Source organism: Nocardioides euryhalodurans (genome assembly GCF_004564375.1).
GTDB classification, from domain to species: domain Bacteria; phylum Actinomycetota; class Actinomycetes; order Propionibacteriales; family Nocardioidaceae; genus Nocardioides; species Nocardioides euryhalodurans.
Genome location: NZ_CP038267.1, coordinates 1,996,673 through 2,013,826, shown reverse-complemented (window position 1 = coordinate 2,013,826; position 17,154 = coordinate 1,996,673). Strand labels below are relative to the sequence as shown.

The 17,154-nt window shown below is 70.8% G+C and carries 17 protein-coding genes and 1 pseudogene; 15 read left to right on the top strand and 3 right to left on the bottom strand.

Annotated features, from left to right (window positions below; translation table 11 throughout):
- The first annotated feature begins 50 nt into the window (after positions 1-50).
- Positions 51-683: an MBL fold metallo-hydrolase gene (locus EXE57_RS09550; protein WP_135076869.1), complete on the top strand. Its 633-nt coding sequence runs from the start codon at positions 51-53 to the stop codon at positions 681-683.
- 6 nt (positions 684-689) lie between these two features.
- On the opposite strand, the gene EXE57_RS09545 is transcribed toward EXE57_RS09550, so the two are convergent.
- Entirely contained in the window at positions 690-1,982 is a 1,293-nt protein-coding gene (locus EXE57_RS09545; RefSeq protein ID WP_244246771.1) for an isochorismate synthase, read from the bottom strand.
- Positions 1,983-2,082: 100 nt separating this feature from the next.
- Positions 2,083-3,621, bottom strand: a complete 1,539-nt coding sequence (locus EXE57_RS09540) for an LVIVD repeat-containing protein (RefSeq protein WP_135076866.1) — start codon at positions 3,619-3,621, stop codon at positions 2,083-2,085.
- A gap of 48 nt (positions 3,622-3,669) precedes the next feature.
- Between EXE57_RS09540 and EXE57_RS09535 the strand changes: the two genes are divergently transcribed.
- Entirely contained in the window at positions 3,670-4,404 is a 735-nt protein-coding gene (locus tag EXE57_RS09535) for a DUF305 domain-containing protein (RefSeq protein ID WP_135076863.1), read from the top strand.
- A 10-nt stretch (positions 4,405-4,414) separates the two neighbouring features.
- Here EXE57_RS09535 and EXE57_RS09530 read toward each other — a convergent pair whose 3' ends face one another.
- Positions 4,415-5,536 carry a L,D-transpeptidase family protein gene (locus EXE57_RS09530; protein WP_244247061.1) on the bottom strand — a complete coding sequence of 374 codons (1,122 nt, stop codon included), beginning with the start codon at positions 5,534-5,536 and terminating at the stop codon, positions 4,415-4,417.
- 119 nt (positions 5,537-5,655) lie between these two features.
- Between EXE57_RS09530 and EXE57_RS09525 the strand changes: the two genes are divergently transcribed.
- The 13 genes and pseudogenes from EXE57_RS09525 (at position 5,656) to nuoK (ending at position 17,152) form a co-directional block, all read left to right on the top strand.
- Entirely contained in the window at positions 5,656-6,363 is a 708-nt protein-coding gene (locus EXE57_RS09525; protein WP_135076861.1) for a demethylmenaquinone methyltransferase, read from the top strand.
- A gap of 167 nt (positions 6,364-6,530) precedes the next feature.
- Positions 6,531-6,890: an NADH-quinone oxidoreductase subunit A gene (locus EXE57_RS09520; protein ID WP_135076858.1), complete on the top strand. Its 360-nt coding sequence runs from the start codon at positions 6,531-6,533 to the stop codon at positions 6,888-6,890.
- 6 nt (positions 6,891-6,896) lie between these two features.
- A complete protein-coding gene (locus tag EXE57_RS09515; RefSeq protein ID WP_135076855.1) occupies positions 6,897-7,451 on the top strand; it encodes a NuoB/complex I 20 kDa subunit family protein in 555 nt (184 codons plus the stop codon).
- Positions 7,448-8,152, top strand: coding sequence for an NADH-quinone oxidoreductase subunit C (locus tag EXE57_RS09510; RefSeq protein ID WP_135076852.1), 705 nt, complete (start codon positions 7,448-7,450; stop codon positions 8,150-8,152). Before EXE57_RS09515 ends, EXE57_RS09510 begins: the two co-directional genes overlap by 4 nt.
- 74 nt (positions 8,153-8,226) lie before the next feature.
- A pseudogene (locus tag EXE57_RS09505) lies at positions 8,227-8,316 on the top strand (NADH-quinone oxidoreductase subunit C); the annotation flags it as partial.
- Between the two features lies 1 nt (position 8,317).
- Entirely contained in the window at positions 8,318-9,658 is a 1,341-nt protein-coding gene (locus EXE57_RS09500; RefSeq protein ID WP_135076849.1) for an NADH-quinone oxidoreductase subunit D, read from the top strand.
- A 5-nt stretch (positions 9,659-9,663) separates the two neighbouring features.
- Positions 9,664-10,428: an NADH-quinone oxidoreductase subunit NuoE gene (gene nuoE / locus EXE57_RS09495; RefSeq protein WP_135080798.1), complete on the top strand. Its 765-nt coding sequence runs from the start codon at positions 9,664-9,666 to the stop codon at positions 10,426-10,428.
- Positions 10,428-11,738: an NADH-quinone oxidoreductase subunit NuoF gene (nuoF, locus tag EXE57_RS09490; RefSeq protein ID WP_135076846.1), complete on the top strand. Its 1,311-nt coding sequence runs from the start codon at positions 10,428-10,430 to the stop codon at positions 11,736-11,738. Before nuoE ends, nuoF begins: the two co-directional genes overlap by 1 nt.
- 67 nt (positions 11,739-11,805) lie before the next feature.
- Positions 11,806-14,187: an NADH-quinone oxidoreductase subunit G gene (locus EXE57_RS09485; protein WP_135076843.1), complete on the top strand. Its 2,382-nt coding sequence runs from the start codon at positions 11,806-11,808 to the stop codon at positions 14,185-14,187.
- Between the two features lie 20 nt (positions 14,188-14,207).
- On the top strand, positions 14,208-15,512 hold the full coding sequence (nuoH, locus tag EXE57_RS09480) for an NADH-quinone oxidoreductase subunit NuoH (protein ID WP_135080796.1): 1,305 nt from the start codon (positions 14,208-14,210) through the stop codon (positions 15,510-15,512).
- Entirely contained in the window at positions 15,505-16,062 is a 558-nt protein-coding gene (gene nuoI / locus EXE57_RS09475; RefSeq protein WP_135076839.1) for an NADH-quinone oxidoreductase subunit NuoI, read from the top strand. The genes nuoH and nuoI overlap by 8 nt, the downstream gene beginning before the upstream one ends.
- Positions 16,059-16,862, top strand: coding sequence for an NADH-quinone oxidoreductase subunit J (locus EXE57_RS09470; protein ID WP_135076836.1), 804 nt, complete (start codon positions 16,059-16,061; stop codon positions 16,860-16,862). Before nuoI ends, EXE57_RS09470 begins: the two co-directional genes overlap by 4 nt.
- Positions 16,859-17,152 carry an NADH-quinone oxidoreductase subunit NuoK gene (nuoK, locus tag EXE57_RS09465; protein WP_135076833.1) on the top strand — a complete coding sequence of 98 codons (294 nt, stop codon included), beginning with the start codon at positions 16,859-16,861 and terminating at the stop codon, positions 17,150-17,152. Before EXE57_RS09470 ends, nuoK begins: the two co-directional genes overlap by 4 nt.
- Positions 17,153-17,154: the final 2 nt, after the last annotated feature.

The following is a 17,154-nucleotide window of genomic DNA, read 5'->3' as shown; positions in this document are numbered from 1 at the left end:
AGCCGTTACACGGCCGTGACCCGGCACGGCGGCGGCGTAGGTTGGGTGGTATGCGGATCACCAAGTTCGGTCATGCCTGCGTCCGCGTCGAGCACGACGGTGCCGCCCTCGTGATCGACCCAGGGATGTTCACCGACCCCGAGGCGCTCGACGGCGCCACGGCCGTCCTGATCACCCACGAGCACCCCGACCACTACCTCCCCGACCACCTCCTCGCCGTGGCGGCGCCGGTGTTCACCATCGACGCCGTCGCGCGCCGGATCCGGGAGGACGCCCCGGCCGTCGCCGAGCGGCTGACGGTGGTGGCCCCCGGCGAGGACTTCGACCCGGGACTCCCGGTCCGCGCCGTGGGGGAGCGGCACGCGGTGATCCACCCCGACCTGCCGCGCTTCGACAACTCCGGCTACCTCGTCGCGGCAGGCGGCACCCGCGTGTTCCACCCGGGCGACGCCCTGACCGGCCCCGGCGAGCCGGTGGACGTGCTCTGCGCGCCCGTCTGCGCTCCCTGGCTCAAGGCGTCCGAGGCGGTCGACTTCGCCCGCGAGGTGGGCGCGCCGCGCAACCTCGCCATCCACGACCGCATCTACTCCGAGGCCGGGCTCGGCATCGTCGACGGCCACTTCGGGCTGCTGCTCGGCGACGACCAGGAGTACGTGAGGCTGCCTGACGGCGCCGACCTCTGAGGCGCGTCAGGCGCCGACGAGGGAGTCGCGCACGGGGACGAACTTGGCCTGCGACTCGGCCAGCTCCGCCTCCGGGTCGGAGTCGGCGACGATGCCGCACCCGGCGAAGAGCCGGACCGTGTCGCCGGTGACCTCCGCCGAGCGGAGGGCGATGCCCCACTCGCCGTCGCCGGCCGCGTCGATCCAGCCGACAGGTCCGGCGTAGCGACCCCGCTCCATGCCCTCGATCTCGGTGATCAGCGCGGTCGCACCGGGAGTGGGGGTGCCGCCCACGGCAGCCGACGGGTGCAGGGCCTCGGCGAGCTGGAGCGAGGACACGGTCGCCGCGTCGTGGACCACGCCGGCGACGTCGGTCGCCAGGTGCATGACGTTGGGGAGGTGGAGCACGAAGGGCGCCTCGGGGACGTTCATCGACGAGCAGTGCGGGTCCAGGGCCTCGGCGACCGAGCGGACGGCGTACTCGTGCTCCTCGAGGTCCTTGGAGGAACGGGCGAGGGTGGCGGCCAGGGCCAGGTCACGCTCGTCGTCGCCCGTACGCCGGATGGTGCCGGCCAGCACACGTGAGGTGACCAGGCCACGCTCCCGTCGTACGAGCATCTCCGGCGTCGCGCCGAACAGGCCGTCGACGTGGAAGGTCCAGCACATGGGGTAGCCGGAGGCGAGCCGCTGCAGCGGCCAGCGGACGTCGATCGGGCCGGCCGCCGTGGCGACCAGGTCGCGGGCCAGCACCACCTTCTCGAGGTCACCGGCACTGATCCGGGCGACCGCGTCGGCCACCGCGCTCATCCACTGCTCCCCGTTGAGGGAGCCGTCGGCGAAGCTGACCTCACCGGGCGGGGTCGGCGGTGCCGCGACGCTGATCGCGCCGCGGTGGTCGAGGAGGTCGAGGCCGGCGCGCGAGACGGTCGTGAGCCAGGCGCGGTCCCCGCGCCTGCCCACCACGACCTCGGGGACGGTGAGGACGCTGTCGCCGGGCTCGTCGGCGAAGCCGAAGCTGCCGAAGGCGACCAGGCCGGTGCCGGGTTCGTCGATCTCGTCGCGGACCACGGCGTGGGCGGCGGTTTCGGTCCACCACTTGTCGGCGTCGGAGAAGCGGGCGGCGCCTCGGGTGCGGAGCTCGGCGGCGACGCCCCAGCCCACGAGCCCCTCGCCACGCCGGAGCCAGGTGACCGGACGGCGGTCCTCGCCCTCGGACGAGGGGAGCAGGTCCAGCAGGGAGGTGGCGACGTCGAGGTCGAGGTCGACGGTGCGGACGACGAGGGGGGCGGCCTGCCCGTCAGGGGTCACGCTGGTCGTCACGAGAGCGAAGCCTACGCCGGGGTCGTGCCCGGACCACGAAGCAGGCCCCGGGCCCGGTGAACCGGGCCCGGGGCCTGCCGGGTGTCGCTGTGTCGCCGGGTCAGCCGTTGAAGCTGGGCTGGCTCTGCGGGTTGAACTCGCCGCGGTAGCGGTGACGCGCCGCCTTCTCGACGGCCTTGTCGGTGATCCGGAGGACGTCGAAGCCCTTCTGGATGTCGTTCGAGAAGACGTGGCCGTTGTAGTAGTAGGCCGACCACGAGCCACCGAGCACGAGCTGGGTGTCGGACAGCGGGCCGCGGTCGAACCAGGCCAGCTCCTTGGGCTTGCGGGAGTTGGTGAAGTCGAAGACCGAGATGCCGCCCTGGTACCAGGCCTGGACCATGATGTCCTTGCCCTTGACCGGGATCAGCGAGCCGTTGTGGGCCACGCAGTTCTCGGTGTCGGACTGGGTGCGGCCGATCTTGTAGTAGCTGGCGAACTTCAGGTTGCCGCGCCTGTCGATGTCGTAGATGCCGTTGGCGCCGCGGGTGGAGCCGACCTCCTCGTTGCAGGTCGGGGCGCCGCCACCGCCGAGCTCGTCGGTGTAGACGACCTTGGTGCCCTTGTTGTTGAAGGTCGCGGAGTGCCAGAACGCGAAGTTCTCGGTGTCACGGACCTGCTCGGTGACGACCGGGTTCAGGCGGTCGGAGATGTCGAGCAGGATGCCGTCACCCATGCAGGCGCCGGCCGCGATGTCCTTCGACGGGTAGGCGGTGATGTCGTGGCAGCCGCTCGTCGTGGAGGAGCCGTTGCCGCCCGGGTTGCCACCGTCGGGGAAGAGCACCGGGGTCGCGGCGAGCGAGGCCGAGGCCGGGTCGCCGGTCGGGATCTTCACGACGCTGATCAGGTCGTGGGGCGGCTGGCAGTCGGGGAACGCCGTGTTGGGCGAGTACGACGAGACGTACGCGAAGAGCTGCGTGCCCCGCTTGTTCGGCGCCAGCGTGTGGGTGTGCGAGCCGCAGGGCGTCTCGACGGCGGCGACGTACTCGGGAGCGGTCGGGTCGCTGATGTCGAAGACCTTCACGCCCTCCCACGTCTGGTCGGACGGGTTCGTCGCGGGCGACGCGGTGCTGGAGCAGCTGTCGTCGGTGCGGCTGGAGTCGGTGCTCAGCACGAGCAGGTCCCGGTAGACCGAGATGTCGTTCTGCGAACCGGGGCAGAGCACCTGGGCGACCTGTGCGGGCTCCGACGGGGTGCTGATGTCGTAGACGGTGAAGCCGTTGTAGTTGCCGGCGTAGGCGTAGTCGCCCTTGAAGGCGAGGTCGCTGCTGTAGGCGGTCTCGGCGGCGAACGCACCGTTCTTGGGGATGTTGGCGATCAGGCCCATGTCGCGGCTGGCGATCTGGCCGGGAGCGAGGTCGGCCTCGGCCTCGAGCGCGGACTCCTGCTGGTCGGTGAGGCAGCCCTGGGCGAACCGGTCGCCGGCGCGGGCGAGGGCGCGCTCGTCGGGCCCGCACTTCGGGGCCTTCTTCTCGCTGATGACGCGGTCGGGCCCGTCGCGGTGGCCCTCGTGGGCCTGCGAGGGGCTGGTGAGTGAGAGTCCGGCGACGGCCAGACAGGTGGCGGCGACGACGCCGCGGATCCGTGTTGCCCGAGACATGTGGCGACCTTCCGAGTAGGGGTGTGGTGATCCTACGTAGGGTGTGTCATGAATCACCAGACCTTTTGCTCGTTGATTCTCGGGAGGATCCAGGTGCGCACCCCCTTTGCCCGGTACGCCGCGGCCACGGCCCTCGCCACGCTCGCGCTCGTGACCGGGTGCTCCTCCGACGAGCCGCCGCGCGAGGACGACAGCGCGGCCCAGAGCAAGATCATCCAGCCCGGCCGTCCCGGTGAGGGCAACGAGACGGTCGACCCCGACACCACCGTCGAGGCGGCGCCGACCAACGACGACGACGTCATGTTCATGCAGATGATGGTCCCGCACCACGCGCAGGCCCTCGAGATGTGCGAGCTGGCCCAGACCCGCGCCGAGGACCCCCAGGTCGTCGCGATCGCCCGCCGGATCAAGGGCGCGCAGGGCCCGGAGATCAGCGGGATGGCCGCGTGGCTCCAGGCCCGGCAGATCGAGGTTCCCGAGTCGATGGCGGACCTCGAGGGGCACGGGGCGCACGGTGGCCACGGTGAGGATGGCGGGGAAACCATGTCGATGCCCGGCATGCTCACCGGTCAGCAGATGCGCGAGCTGGCCGCGGCCGACGGCGCGGAGTTCGACCGCCTCTTCCTCGCCGGGATGATCCAGCACCACCGTGGTGCCGTCGACATGGCCAACGAGGCGATGGGTGCCGGTTCCGACACCCTGGCCCTCGAGCTGGCCGCCGACATCGCCACCGGCCAGCTCGCCGAGATCGGTCGCATGCAGGACGTACGCCGGTCGCTGTGACCGGGTCGCCTCAGCTCCAGTAGACGATCACCGGCGTACCGATGTCGACCTGGTCGTAGAGCCACGCGATCCCGTCGTAGTCGCGCACGTTGACGCACCCGTGCGAGGCACCGGCGTAGCCGGTGGCCGCGAAGTCGGGGGAGTAGTGCACTGCCTGGCCCCCGGAGAAGAACATCGCGAAGGGCATCGAGGTGTCGTACAGGCTCGAGACGTGGTCGCGCGACTTGGAGAACACCGAGAAGGCGCCCTCCCGGGTCGGCAGCTCGTCGGAGCCGAACCGCACGTCGTAGGTCGCCTGCACCTTCCCGTCGACCACGTAGCGCAGCGAGTTCGAGGACTTGTCGATGCAGAGCACCTCACCGGTGCGGCAGCGCGGGTCGAGGGCGCCGAGCTTCGGCTCGATGTTGTGCATCGCTTCGTACGTCGGCGTGTAGGTCATCGCGTGGAGCCGGTCGAGCGTGCGCTGGTCGACCTCGCCGGTGACCGGGATCTCGCGCTTGGCCTGGAAGCCGCGGACCGCCTCGACGGTCGCGGCGTCGTAGGTGCCGGTGACGTCACCGAACAGCCACTGGATCGACACCAGCCGCGCCTGCAGGTCGCGGACCTGCTCGCCGGTGGCGTCGCGGGCGAGCAGTGCGGGCCCTGGACGCAGCACGTTGAAGAGCTGGTCGTGGGTGGGTCGCTCGGTCATGGACACGAGGCGGCGCCACGTCTTCCGGTCCACGACGCCGGTCGGCTCGAAGCCGCGCTTGTCCTGGAAGCCGCGCACCGCCTCGCGCGTGCCGGTGCCGTAGTAGGCGGTGGTGAGCTCCGGGAACCAGGCCATCTGGAACAGCCGCGACTGGAGCTCGCGGACCTGTACCCCCCGGTCGCCCGGAGCGAGCACCGGGCCACGCTGCTCGGGCTCCGGCGCGGGCTCGGGGGCGGTCGGCAGCGGCTCGTCGGTGTCGGCGCCGCGCCCCGGTGTCGGCGCTCCACCCGGCTCGTCGGGCGTCGGCTCCGGGGAGTCGGTGGCACGGAAGATCCCGGCCTGCGAGATCTGGTCGGACGTCAGCAGGCCGGTGCCGAACGCCGCGGCGCCGGCCAGGGCGACGACGAGCATCGTCACCAGCAGCGTCTTGAGCACGCGCATCGTGTGTCCTCCGGGGAAGGGAAGGTGGGTCCAGTGTCTGGGAAGGAGACGCGGTTGCCCCGCATTTGGTTGCGGGCCCGCGTCGCCACCGGCGCGTCGGACCCCCGTAGCATCCACCCGTGGTCCGTGCCGAGCTCGACAAGCAGCCCTCCGACGTCCGCAGCATGTTCGACGCGGTCGCCCGCCGCTACGACCTCACCAACGACGTCCTCTCGCTCGGGCAGGACCGGCGCTGGCGTACGCAGGTCATCGACGCGGTCGCCCCGCGTGCCGGCGACCTCGTGCTCGACCTCGCGGCCGGCACCGGCACCTCCAGCCAACCGTTCGCCGACCACGGCGCCACTGTGGTGCCCTGCGACTTCTCGCTCGGCATGCTCCGGGTGGGCAAGCAGGCCCGCCCCGCGCTCCCCTTCACGGCCGGCGACGGCACGAGGCTGCCGTTCGCCGACGACACCTTCGACGCGGTCACGATCTCGTTCGGGCTGCGCAACATCGTCGACCCGGGCGCGGGCCTGGCCGAGATGCTGCGCGTGACCCGGCCGGGTGGTCGGCTGGTCGTCTGCGAGTTCAGCCACCCGACCTTCGCGCCGTTCCGGACCGTCTACCTCGAGTACCTGATGAAGGCGCTGCCGGCGATCGCCCGCGCGGTCTCCTCGAGCCCCGACGCCTACGTCTACCTGGCCGAGTCGATCCGGGCCTGGCCCGACCAGCAGGGCCTCGCCGACCTGGTCGCGGGAGCCGGCTGGACCGGGGCCGGCGGGGTCGAGTGGCGCAACCTCAGCGGGGGCGTCGTCGCCCTGCACCGGGCCACCAAGCCGGAGCATTAACGCAACGCGTACGTGCGTTAAATGCGCAGGTCAGCGGCCCTGTCCTGGGTGGTCCACCCCGGGGTGCACTCGACGCGCGTGGGTCCTAGACTGGCCCGCGGCCGGGTTGTGAAGTGGTTCACAAGGTCACAACCTGCTGTCCTCGACGAGGGAAGGGAACGCGCCAGATGGAGCTCTACACGCCGGTCCTGGTGCTGGGTCTCCTCGCGGCAGGATTCGCGGTGTTCTCCGTGGTCATCAGTGCCGTCGTGGGTCCCAAGCGCTACAACCGTGCCAAGCTCGACTCCTACGAGTGCGGCATCGAGCCCACGCCGCAGCCGCTCGGCGGCGGCCGCTTCCCGATCAAGTACTTCATCACGGCGATGATGTTCATCGTCTTCGACATCGAGATCATCTTCCTCTACCCGTGGGCCGTGCACTTCGACGCGATGCAGCTCTTCGGCCTGGTGGAGATGGTCCTCTTCATCGCGACAGTGTTCGTCGCGTACGCCTATGTGTGGCGGCGCGGCGGACTCGATTGGGACTGATACCTGATGGGTCTTGAAGAGAAGCTCCCCAGCGGCGTCCTCCTCACCACGGTCGAGGGTGTCGCCGGCTACATGCGCAAGGCCAGCTTCTGGCCCGCGACCTTCGGGCTCGCCTGCTGCGCGATCGAGATGATGACGTCCGGTGGTCCCAAGTACGACCTGGCGCGCTTCGGCATGGAGGTCTTCCGGGCCAGCCCGCGCCAGGCCGACCTGATGATCGTCGCCGGCCGGGTGAGCCAGAAGATGGCGCCGGTCCTCCGCCAGATCTACGACCAGATGGCCGAGCCCAAGTGGGTGCTCGCCATGGGCGTGTGCGCGAGCAGCGGCGGCATGTTCAACAACTACGCGATCGTCCAGGGCGTCGACCACGTCGTCCCCGTCGACATGTACCTCCCCGGCTGCCCGCCCCGCCCCGAGATGCTGATCGACGCCATCCTCAAGCTCCACGACCAGGTGCAGACGACCAAGTTCGGCGCCCACCGGGCGGCCCAGATCGAGGAGCTCGAGACCGCCGCCCTGGCCGCGGCACCCACCTCCGAGATGAAGGGGCTGCTGAGGTGACGGAGGAGCAGAACCAGCGCACCAACGTCCCCGCGCCCGAGGGCGAGATCCGGACCACCGGCGAGCGCCGGGGCATGTTCGGCGTCTCCGGCAGCGGCGACACCAGCGGCTACGGCGGCCTCGTGCAGCCGATCGTCTACCCCGGTGCGACCCAGCGCCCGTACGGCGGCTGGTTCGACGACGTCGCCGACGCGCTCGAGGCGCGGCTCGGGGGTGGCGGGCTCGACCAGGTGATCGAGCAGGTCGTGGTCCACCGGGGGGAGATCACCTTCCACGTGCGCCGCGAGCACCTCGTCGCGGTCGCCCAGCACCTGCGCGACGACGAGCGGCTCCGGTTCGAGTTCTGCTCCGGCGTGAGCGGCGTCCACTACCCCGCCGACACCGACCGCGAGCTGCACGCCGTCTACCACCTGCTGTCGATGACCCACAACCGCCGGATCCGGCTCGAGGTGGCGGCGCCCGACGCCGATCCGCACGTGCCCAGCCTGGTCGGGGTCTACCCCACCAGCGACTGGCACGAGCGCGAGACCTACGACATGTTCGGGCTGATCTTCGACGGCCACCCCGCACTCACGCGCATCCTCATGCCCGACGACTGGCCGGGCCACCCCCAACGCAAGGACTACCCGTTGGGCGGAGTCCCCGTCGAGTACAAGGGTGGCACCATCCCGCCGCCCGACGAGCGGAGGTCGTACAACTGATGAGCAGCCTCCTCAGGTCCGCCGCCGTGGGGCCAGTCGTCCAGACGACTGGCCGGGCGCAGCGCCATCTCGCCCAACGCAAGGACTACCCGTTGGGCGGAGTCCCCGTCGAGTACAAGGGTGGCACCATCCCGCCGCCCGACGAGCGCCGGAGCTACAACTGACATGACCACCGAACAGGACTTCTACGCCACCGGTTCCGACACCACCGACGGGCGCGTCTTCACCGTCACCGGCCAGGACTGGGACTCCGTCACCGAGGCGCTCGGGGAGACCCCCGAGGAGCGGGTGGTCGTCAACATGGGCCCGCAGCACCCCTCGACCCACGGCGTGCTGCGGCTCATCCTCGAGCTCGAGGGCGAGATGGTGACCGAGGCCCGCTGCGGCATCGGCTACCTCCACACCGGCATCGAGAAGAACATGGAGTACCGCTCCTGGGTGCAGGGCACGACCTTCTGCACCCGGATGGACTACCTCTCGCCGTTCTTCAACGAGGCGACGTACGTGTTGGGCGTCGAGCGGCTGCTCGACATCGAGGACGACGTCCCCGAGAAGGCACAGGTCATGCGGGTGCTCCTGATGGAGCTCAACCGGATCTCGTCCCACCTGGTGGCCATCGCGACCGGTGGCATGGAGATCGGCGCGCTGACCGTGATGACGATCGGGTTCCGGGAGCGCGAGCTCGTGCTCGACCTGTTCGAGCTGATCACCGGTCTGCGCATGAACCACGCCTTCATCCGTCCCGGCGGTGTCGCCCAGGACCTCCCGCCGGGTGCCCTCGACGAGATCCGCGACTTCGTGAAGCTGATGAAGAAGCGGCTCCCCGAGTACGCCTCGCTCTGCAACGCCAACCCGATCTTCAAGGCGCGCCTCGAGGGCATCGGCCACCTCGACCTGGCCGGCTGCCTGGCGCTCGGCCTGAGCGGGCCGCCGCTGCGGGCGTCCGGCTACCCCTGGGACCTGCGCAAGACCCAGCCCTACAGCGGCTACGAGACCTACGACTTCGAGGTCCAGACCTGGGACACCGCCGACGCGTACGGCCGGTTCCGGGTCCGCCTGGCCGAGATGTGGGAGTCGCTGAAGATCGTCGAGCAGGCCGCCGAGCGGCTGGCCGGGCTCGAGGGGGCCCCCGTGATGGTCGCCGACAAGAAGATCGCGTGGCCGAGCCAGCTGGCCATCGGCAGCGACGGCATGGGCAACAGCCTCGACCACATCCGCCACATCATGGGCGAGTCGATGGAGGCCCTGATCCACCACTTCAAGCTGGTGACCGAGGGCTTCCGCGTACCGGCCGGCCAGGCCTACGTCCCGGTGGAGTCGCCGCGCGGCGAGCTCGGGGCCCACGTCGTCTCCGACGGCGGCACCCGACCGTTCCGTGCCCACTTCCGGGACCCGTCGTTCACCAACCTGCAGGCGACCAGCGTGATGAGTGAAGGAGGGCAGGTGGCCGACGTGATCGTCGCCATCGCCTCCATCGACCCGGTGATGGGAGGCGTCGACCGGTGACGGACATGACCCACCAGCTCGACGAGCAGACGTACGCCGAGCTCCGGGAGATCGCGGCCCGCTACCCGCAGAAGCGCTCGGGGCTGCTGCCGATGCTCCACCTCGTGCAGTCGGCCCAGGGCCGGGTGACCCCGGAGGGCATCGAGGCCTGTGCCGACATCCTGGAGATCTCGGCCGCCGAGGTCAGCGGCGTGGCGACCTTCTACACGATGTACAAGCGCCGCCCTGTCGGCGACTACCACGTCGGCGTCTGCACCAACACGCTCTGCGCGGTGATGGGCGGCGACGCCATCCTGTCCCGCCTGCAGGACCACCTCGGGGTCGGCAACGACGAGACGGCCGAGCAGCGCGACGGTGACACCCGGACCGTCAGCCTCGAGCACGTCGAGTGCAACGCCGCCTGCGACTACGCGCCGGTGATGATGGTCAACTGGGAGTTCATGGACAACATGACCCCCGAGTCGGCCGTCGAGCTGGTCGACGACCTGCGCGCCGGTCGCGAGGTCCGCTCCACGCGCGGTCCGCGGCTGTGCACCTGGCGCGAGGCCGAGCGGGTCCTCGCCGGCTTCCCCGACGACCTCGCCGACGAGGGACCGGCCGCCGGTCCCGCGAGCCTGGTCGGCCTCTCCGTGGCCCGGGAGCGCGGCTGGACGGCGCCCTCGGGTGACGCCAGCGGCTCCACCGCCGGGGTGGCCCGGACCAAGGAGGGTGCGGTCGAGCAGGCCGACACCTCGCGTGCCGAGACCGAGACCAAGCAGGAGGACAAGTAATGGTCGACACGTTGACCCCCGTCCTCACCGACAACTGGGGCGACGAGCGCAGCTGGACGATGGCCGCGTACGAGGGCCGAGGCGGCTACGGCGCGCTGCGCAAGGCGCTCACCCAGGAGCCGGCCGCGATCATCGAGCAGGTCAAGGACTCCGGCCTCCGCGGCCGCGGAGGCGCCGGCTTCCCGACCGGCATGAAGTGGGGGTTCATCCCGCAGGACAACCCGAACCCGAAGTACCTCGTCGTCAACGCCGACGAGTCGGAGCCGGGGACCTGCAAGGACATCCCGCTGATGATGGCCAACCCCCACGTGCTCGTCGAGGGCGTCGCCATCTCCTCCTACGCGATCCGCGCCAACACCGCCTTCATCTACATCCGCGGCGAGGTGCTCCACGTGATCCGCCGCGTGCAGCGGGCTGTCCAGGAGGCCTACCTCGCCGGTCACCTCGGCAAGGACATCCACGGCTCCGGCTACGACCTCGACGTCGTGGTGCACGCCGGTGCCGGCGCCTACATCTGCGGCGAGGAGACCGCGCTGCTCGAGGGCCTGGAGGGACGTCGCGGCCAGCCGCGGCTGCGCCCGCCGTTCCCCGCGGTCGCGGGGCTGTACGCCAGCCCGACCGTCATCAACAACGTCGAGTCGATCGCCTCGGTCCCCTCGATCGTCGAGCACGGCGCCGACTGGTTCTCCTCGATGGGCACCGAGAAGTCCAAGGGCTTCGGCATCTTCTCGCTGTCGGGGCACGTCCGGAACCCCGGCCAGTTCGAGGCCCCGCTCGGCATCACGCTGCGGGAGCTGATCGACCTCGCCGGCGGGATCCGCGAGGGCCACCAGCTGAAGTTCTGGACGCCCGGCGGCTCCAGCACCCCGCTGCTGACCGACCAGCACCTTGACGTACCCCTCGACTTCGAGGGCGTCGGCGAGGCGGGCTCGATGCTCGGAACCCGGGCGCTGCAGCTCTTCGACGAGACCACCTGCGTGGTCAGGGCCGTGCTGCGGTGGACCGAGTTCTACAAGCACGAGTCCTGCGGCAAGTGCACCCCCTGCCGCGAGGGCACCTGGTGGCTGGTGCAGACCCTGGCCCGGCTGGAGAAGGGGCAGGGGAGCGAGCAGGACCTCGACCTGCTGCTCGACCAGTGCGACAACATCCTGGGCCGGTCGTTCTGCGCACTCGGCGACGGTGCCACCTCGCCCATCTCGAGCTCGATCGAGTACTTCCGCGACGAGTACCTCGCCCACCTGACCCACGGCGGCTGCCCGTTCGACCCGGCCGCCTCGACCGCCTTCGCCACGGCCGGAGCGACCGCATGAGCACCCCACGACGTTGCCAGACTCCCCCGCTTCGCTCCGCCGTCGAACAACGCCGCGAGGACCCCGCATGACGACCACGCCCGAGAAGCAGGACACCGACCTGGTCAGCCTCACCATCGACGGCATCCAGGTGAGTGTCCCCAAGGACACCCTGGTGATCCGGGCGGCCGAGCAGGTCGGCACCCAGATCCCCCGCTTCTGCGACCACCCGCTCCTCGCGCCCGTCGGCGCCTGCCGGCAGTGCCTCGTCGACATCCCCGACGCCGGCAACGGCCGGGGCTTCCCGAAGCCGCAGGCCTCGTGCACGCTGCCGGTGGCCGAGGGCATGGTCGTCAACACCCAGGTCACCAGCGAGGTCGCCGACAAGGCGCAGCAGGGGATCATGGAGTTCCTGCTCGTCAACCACCCGCTCGACTGCCCGGTGTGCGACAAGGGCGGCGAGTGCCCGCTGCAGAACCAGGCGATGAGCAACGGCCGCGGCGAGTCCCGGTTCGAGGGCGTGAAGCGCACCTTCCCCAAGCCGATCAACATCTCCGCCCAGGTGCTGCTCGACCGTGAGCGCTGCGTGCTCTGCGCGCGCTGCACCCGCTTCTCCGAGCAGATCGCCGGGGACCCCTTCATCGCGCTCGTCGAGCGGGGTGCCCTCCAGCAGGTCGGCATCTACGAGAAGGAGCCCTTCGAGTCCTACTTCTCGGGCAACACCATCCAGATCTGCCCGGTGGGCGCGCTCACCAGCGCCGACTACCGCTTCCGCTCGCGACCCTTCGACCTCGTGTCGAGCCCGTCGGTGGCCGAGCACGACGCGTGCGGCTCCGCGATCCGCGTGGACCACCGCCGGGGCAAGGTCATGCGTCGCCTCGCCGGCAACGACCCCGAGGTCAACGAGGAGTGGATCTCCGACAAGGACCGCTTCGCCTTCCGCTACGCCCAGTCGGCCGACCGCATCACCCACCCGCTGGTGCGCGAGGACGGCCAGCTGCGTCCGGCGTCGTGGCCGGAGGCCTTCGCCGTCGCGGCCCGCGGCCTGCAGGCCGCCGGTGGCGTCGGCGTGCTGCCCGGTGGTCGGGTGACCGCCGAGGACGCCTACGCCTACAGCAAGTTCGCCCGGGTGGCGCTGCGGACCAACGACGTCGACTTCCGGGCCCGCCCGCTGTCGACCGAGGAAGCCGACTTCCTGGCCGCCGAGGTGGTGCTGGGGGCCGACGTCTCCTACACCGACCTGGAGGCCGCACCGACCGTGGTGCTCGCCGGCCTGGACCCCGAGGACGAGGCCGGCATGGTCTTCCTGAGGCTGCGCAAGGCCTCGCGCGGCCGCCTGCGGACCCGCGTGGTCGCGCTCGCGCCGTACGCCTCGCGCGGGCTGCGCAAGATGGACGCCGACGTCGTGCTGACCCGTCCGGGTGACGAGGCTGCTGCGCTCGCCGGCCTGCTCGAGCGGGCCGAGCACGGCATCGACAAGCACGCCGTCGTCCTCGTCGGCGAGCGGCTCGCCGCCGTCCCCGGCGCCCTCTCCGCCGCCGCCGACCTCGCCCGCAAGAGCGGTGCCCGGCTGGCCTGGGTGCCGCGCCGGGCCGGTGACCGTGGTGCCGTCGAGACCGGCTGCCTGCCCACCCTGCTGCCCGGCGGTCGTCCGGTGTCCGACCCCGCTGCCCGGGTCGACGCGTCGACCACGTGGGGCGTCGACTCGCTCCCGGAGCGGGTCGGCCGCGACGCCGACGCGATCGTCGCCGCCCTGCGGAGCGGGGAGCTCGGCGGACTGGTCATCGGTGGCGTCGACCCCGACGACACCGCCGACCCCGCCGCCACCCGTGGCGCGGTCGTCGCGGCCTCGTTCGTGGTGGCGCTCGACCTGCGCGAGACCGAGGTCACCCGGGCGGCCGACGTCGTGTTCCCGGTCGCCGCCGTGAGCGAGAAGGCCGGCACCTTCGTCAACTGGGAGGGACGCCCGCGCCCCTTCGACCCGGTGCTGACCGGCACCAACGCCCTCCCCGACCTGCGGGTCCTCAGCGGCATCGCCGAGGAGCTCGGCCGACCGCTCGGCTTCCGCACGGTCGCCGAGGCCCGGAAGGAGATGGCGGAGATGGGGCCCTGGGACGGCGCCCGCGCCTCCATGGTGCAGGTCCCCGCCGCTCCTCGACGCGACGGCGTCCAGCTCGCCACGTGGAAGCAGATGCTCGACAACGGCCGGATGCAGGACGGCGAGCAGCACCTGCGCGCCACCGCGCGCGCGGCCGTCGTCCGCGTCCCCGAGTCCCTGGCCGGGCAGTACGGATCCACGGTCACCGTCACCGGTGACCGCGGCTCGGTCACGCTGCCCGTCGAGGTCGTCCCCGACCAGCAGATCGCGCCGGACACCGCCTGGGTCCCGGCCAACTCCTTCGGACGTGGCGTGCTCGCCGACCTGGCGTCGCCGGGCAGCCCGGTCACCCTCACGGGAGGCACCCAGTGACCAGTCAGCTGATCGTCCCGATGGTCGACGACCTGTCGGCCTTCGGCCAGGACCCGTGGTGGCTGGTGCTGATCAAGGCCGTGCTCATCTTCGTGGTCCTGGTCCTGCTCACGCTCTTCAACATCTGGGCCGAGCGACGCGTCGTGGCCCGGATGCAGCACCGCATCGGCCCCAACGTGAACGGTCCCTTCGGCCTGCTCCAGTCGCTCGCCGACGGTGTGAAGCTGGCGCTCAAGGAGGACATCATCCCCAAGGCGGCCGACAAGGTCGTCTACGTCCTGGCTCCGGTGCTCGCCGTGATCCCGGCCTTCGTCACCTTCGCGGTGATCCCCTTCGGCCCGGTGGTGGAGGTGCCCTTCACCGACATCACCACGCCGCTGCAGCTCACCGACATGCCCGTGGCCGTGCTGTTCGTGATGGCGATCGCCTCGATCGGCATCTACGGCATCGTGCTCGGCGGCTGGTCCAGCGGGTCGACGTACTCGCTGCTGGGCGGCCTGCGCTCGAGCGCCCAGATGATCTCCTACGAGGTCGCGATGGGCCTCGCCCTGGTCGCGGTGTTCCTCTACGCCGGCTCGATGTCCACCAGCGGGATCGTCGCGGCGCAGGAGGAGCTCTGGTACGGCCTGATCCTGCTGCCGTCGTTCGTGATCTACATGATCTCGATGGTGGGGGAGACCAACCGTGCCCCCTTCGACCTCCCCGAGGCCGAGGGCGAGCTGGTGGGCGGCTTCCACACCGAGTACTCCAGCCTCAAGTTCGCGCTGTTCTTCCTCGCCGAGTACATCAACATGGCGACCGTCTCGGCGGTGGCCACGACGCTGTTCCTCGGCGGCTGGCAGGCTCCGTGGGGGCTGGTCAACATCTGGCCCGGGGCCAACGAGGGCTACTGGCCGGTGCTCTGGTTCTTCGGCAAGGTCTTCTTCTTCATCTTCATCTTCATCTGGCTGCGCGGCTCGCTGCCGCGGCTGCGCTACGACCAGTTCATGGCGTTCGGCTGGAAGGTGCTCATCCCGGCCTCGCTCGTCTGGATCGTGGCCGTCGCGACGATCCGCTCCCTCACCCTCGAGGGCGGGATCGACCGCCAGTACCTCCTCATCGGCATGGGAGTCCTCGCCGCGCTGTTCCTCGTCCTCTTCTTCTTCGGTGAGGACGAGGCCGAGGAACCGGTGCGCGAGGAGACCGCCGCGGACGCCTTCGCCGGCGGCTTCCCGGTCCCGCCGATGCCCGAAGGCGGCGCCGTGCGCGGCGGCGCCCGGCCGCTCGTCTTCGACACCGGGACCACCGTCCGTACCTCCGCTCCGGAAAGGGGCACCGATGGCTGAGTCACGCTCGCTCAAGGAGCAGTTCTGGGACCCCGTCGCGGGGTTCGGCGTCACCTTCCGGACCATGTTCCGCAAGGTCGTCACCGAGCAGTACCCCTTCGAGAAGCAGCCCACCGCCCCCCGCTTCCACGGCCGTCACCAGCTCAACCGCTGGCCCGACGGGCTCGAGAAGTGCATCGGGTGCGAGCTGTGCGCCTGGGCCTGCCCGGCCGACGCGATCTACGTCGAGGGTGCGTCCAACGACGACTCCGCGAACGGCGAGGGTCGCTTCTCACCCGGTGAGCGGTACGGCCGCGTCTACCAGATCAACTACCTGCGCTGCATCCTGTGCGGGCTGTGCATCGAGGCCTGCCCGACCCGCGCCCTGACGATGACCAACGAGTACGAGCTGGCCGACGACAACCGGGCCGACCTGATCTACGAGAAGTCGGACCTGCTCGCGCCGCTGCTGCCCGGGATGGAGCAGCCGCCCCACCCGATGCTGCTCGGCGACGACGAGGGCGACTACTACCGCGGGAACTTCACGGCGGCCAAGGAGGCGACCGAATGACCTTCTGGATCCTCGCCCCCGTGATGGTGGTGGCGGCCCTCGGCATCCTGTTCGTCCGCAAGGCCGTCCACGCCGCGCTGCTGCTCGCCGTCGTGATGATCTCGCTGGCGGTCCTCTACGCCGTGCTCGAGGCGCCGTTCCTCTTCGCGGTGCAGATCATCGTCTACACCGGCGCCATCCTGATGCTCTTCCTCTTCGTGCTGATGCTGGTCGGCGTCGACGCCTCCGACTCCGTCGTCGAGACGCTCAAGGGCCAGCGGGTGCTGGCCACGGTCACCGGCCTGCTGCTCGGCACCCTGCTGATCACCGCGATCACCCAGTCCACGCTGGGTGCCGCCGTGGGCCTGGAGGAGGCCAACGCCGAGGGCAACATCCAGGGCCTGGCCAACGTGCTGTTCTCGCGTTGGGTCTTCGCCTTCGAGGTCACCAGCGCGCTCCTCATCACCGCGGCCGTCGGCGCCATGGTGCTGGCCCACCGCGAGCGGCTGACGCCGCGCGAGAGCCAGGCCGACCTGGCGGCCCGCCGGATCCGCGACTTCGGCGAGCGCGGGGCGCACCCCGGGCCGCTGCCCGCGCCCGGTGTCTTCGCCCGCACGAACGCCGTGGACGCCGCCGCGCTGCTGCCCGACGGCACGCCGGCCGAGTCGTCGGTGTCGCGGGTGCTCGCCGCCCGGGGCACCGTGCGCGCGGCGCCGGCCGACGACGTCGACGAGCTGCGCCGTCAGCTCGAGGGGCAGACGCCCCCCGAGCGTCCCGGCACCCCCGACCAGCGACCGGAGCACGGAGGTGACCGGCGATGACCCAGTACGTCGTCCTCGGCGCGATCCTCTTCACCATCGGCTGTGTCGGGGTGCTGACCCGTCGCAACGCCATCGTGGTGTTCATGTGCGTCGAGCTGATGCTCAACGCCTGCAACCTCACGCTGGTGGCGTTCGCCAAGCAGCACGGCAACCTCGACGGCCAGATCGCCGCCTTCTTCGTGATGGTGGTGGCTGCGGCCGAGGTCGTCGTGGGGCTGGCGATCATCATGACCATCTTCCGGACCCGTCGCTCGGCCTCGGTCGACGACGCGAGCCTGCTGAAGTACTGAGG

What these genes read in the sequence shown, in the direction of transcription:
- EXE57_RS09500 (WP_135076849.1), top strand. Translation starts at nt 8,318, where the DNA reads ATGACCACCGAACAGGACTTCTACGCCACCGGTTCCGACACCACCGAC.
- EXE57_RS09550 (WP_135076869.1), top strand. Translation starts at nt 51, where the DNA reads ATGCGGATCACCAAGTTCGGTCATGCCTGCGTCCGCGTCGAGCACGAC.
- EXE57_RS09535 (WP_135076863.1), top strand. Translation starts at nt 3,670, where the DNA reads ATGAATCACCAGACCTTTTGCTCGTTGATTCTCGGGAGGATCCAGGTG.
- EXE57_RS09470 (WP_135076836.1), top strand. Translation starts at nt 16,059, where the DNA reads ATGACCTTCTGGATCCTCGCCCCCGTGATGGTGGTGGCGGCCCTCGGC.
- EXE57_RS09485 (WP_135076843.1), top strand. Translation starts at nt 11,806, where the DNA reads ATGACGACCACGCCCGAGAAGCAGGACACCGACCTGGTCAGCCTCACC.
- EXE57_RS09515 (WP_135076855.1), top strand. Translation starts at nt 6,897, where the DNA reads ATGGGTCTTGAAGAGAAGCTCCCCAGCGGCGTCCTCCTCACCACGGTC.
- nuoH (WP_135080796.1), top strand. Translation starts at nt 14,208, where the DNA reads ATGGTCGACGACCTGTCGGCCTTCGGCCAGGACCCGTGGTGGCTGGTG.
- nuoK (WP_135076833.1), top strand. Translation starts at nt 16,859, where the DNA reads ATGACCCAGTACGTCGTCCTCGGCGCGATCCTCTTCACCATCGGCTGT.
- nuoF (WP_135076846.1), top strand. Translation starts at nt 10,428, where the DNA reads ATGGTCGACACGTTGACCCCCGTCCTCACCGACAACTGGGGCGACGAG.
- nuoI (WP_135076839.1), top strand. Translation starts at nt 15,505, where the DNA reads ATGGCTGAGTCACGCTCGCTCAAGGAGCAGTTCTGGGACCCCGTCGCG.
- nuoE (WP_135080798.1), top strand. Translation starts at nt 9,664, where the DNA reads ATGACCCACCAGCTCGACGAGCAGACGTACGCCGAGCTCCGGGAGATC.
- EXE57_RS09520 (WP_135076858.1), top strand. Translation starts at nt 6,531, where the DNA reads ATGGAGCTCTACACGCCGGTCCTGGTGCTGGGTCTCCTCGCGGCAGGA.
- EXE57_RS09530 (WP_244247061.1), bottom strand. Translation starts at nt 5,536, where the DNA reads ATGCGCGTGCTCAAGACGCTGCTGGTGACGATGCTCGTCGTCGCCCTG.
- EXE57_RS09540 (WP_135076866.1), bottom strand. Translation starts at nt 3,621, where the DNA reads ATGTCTCGGGCAACACGGATCCGCGGCGTCGTCGCCGCCACCTGTCTG.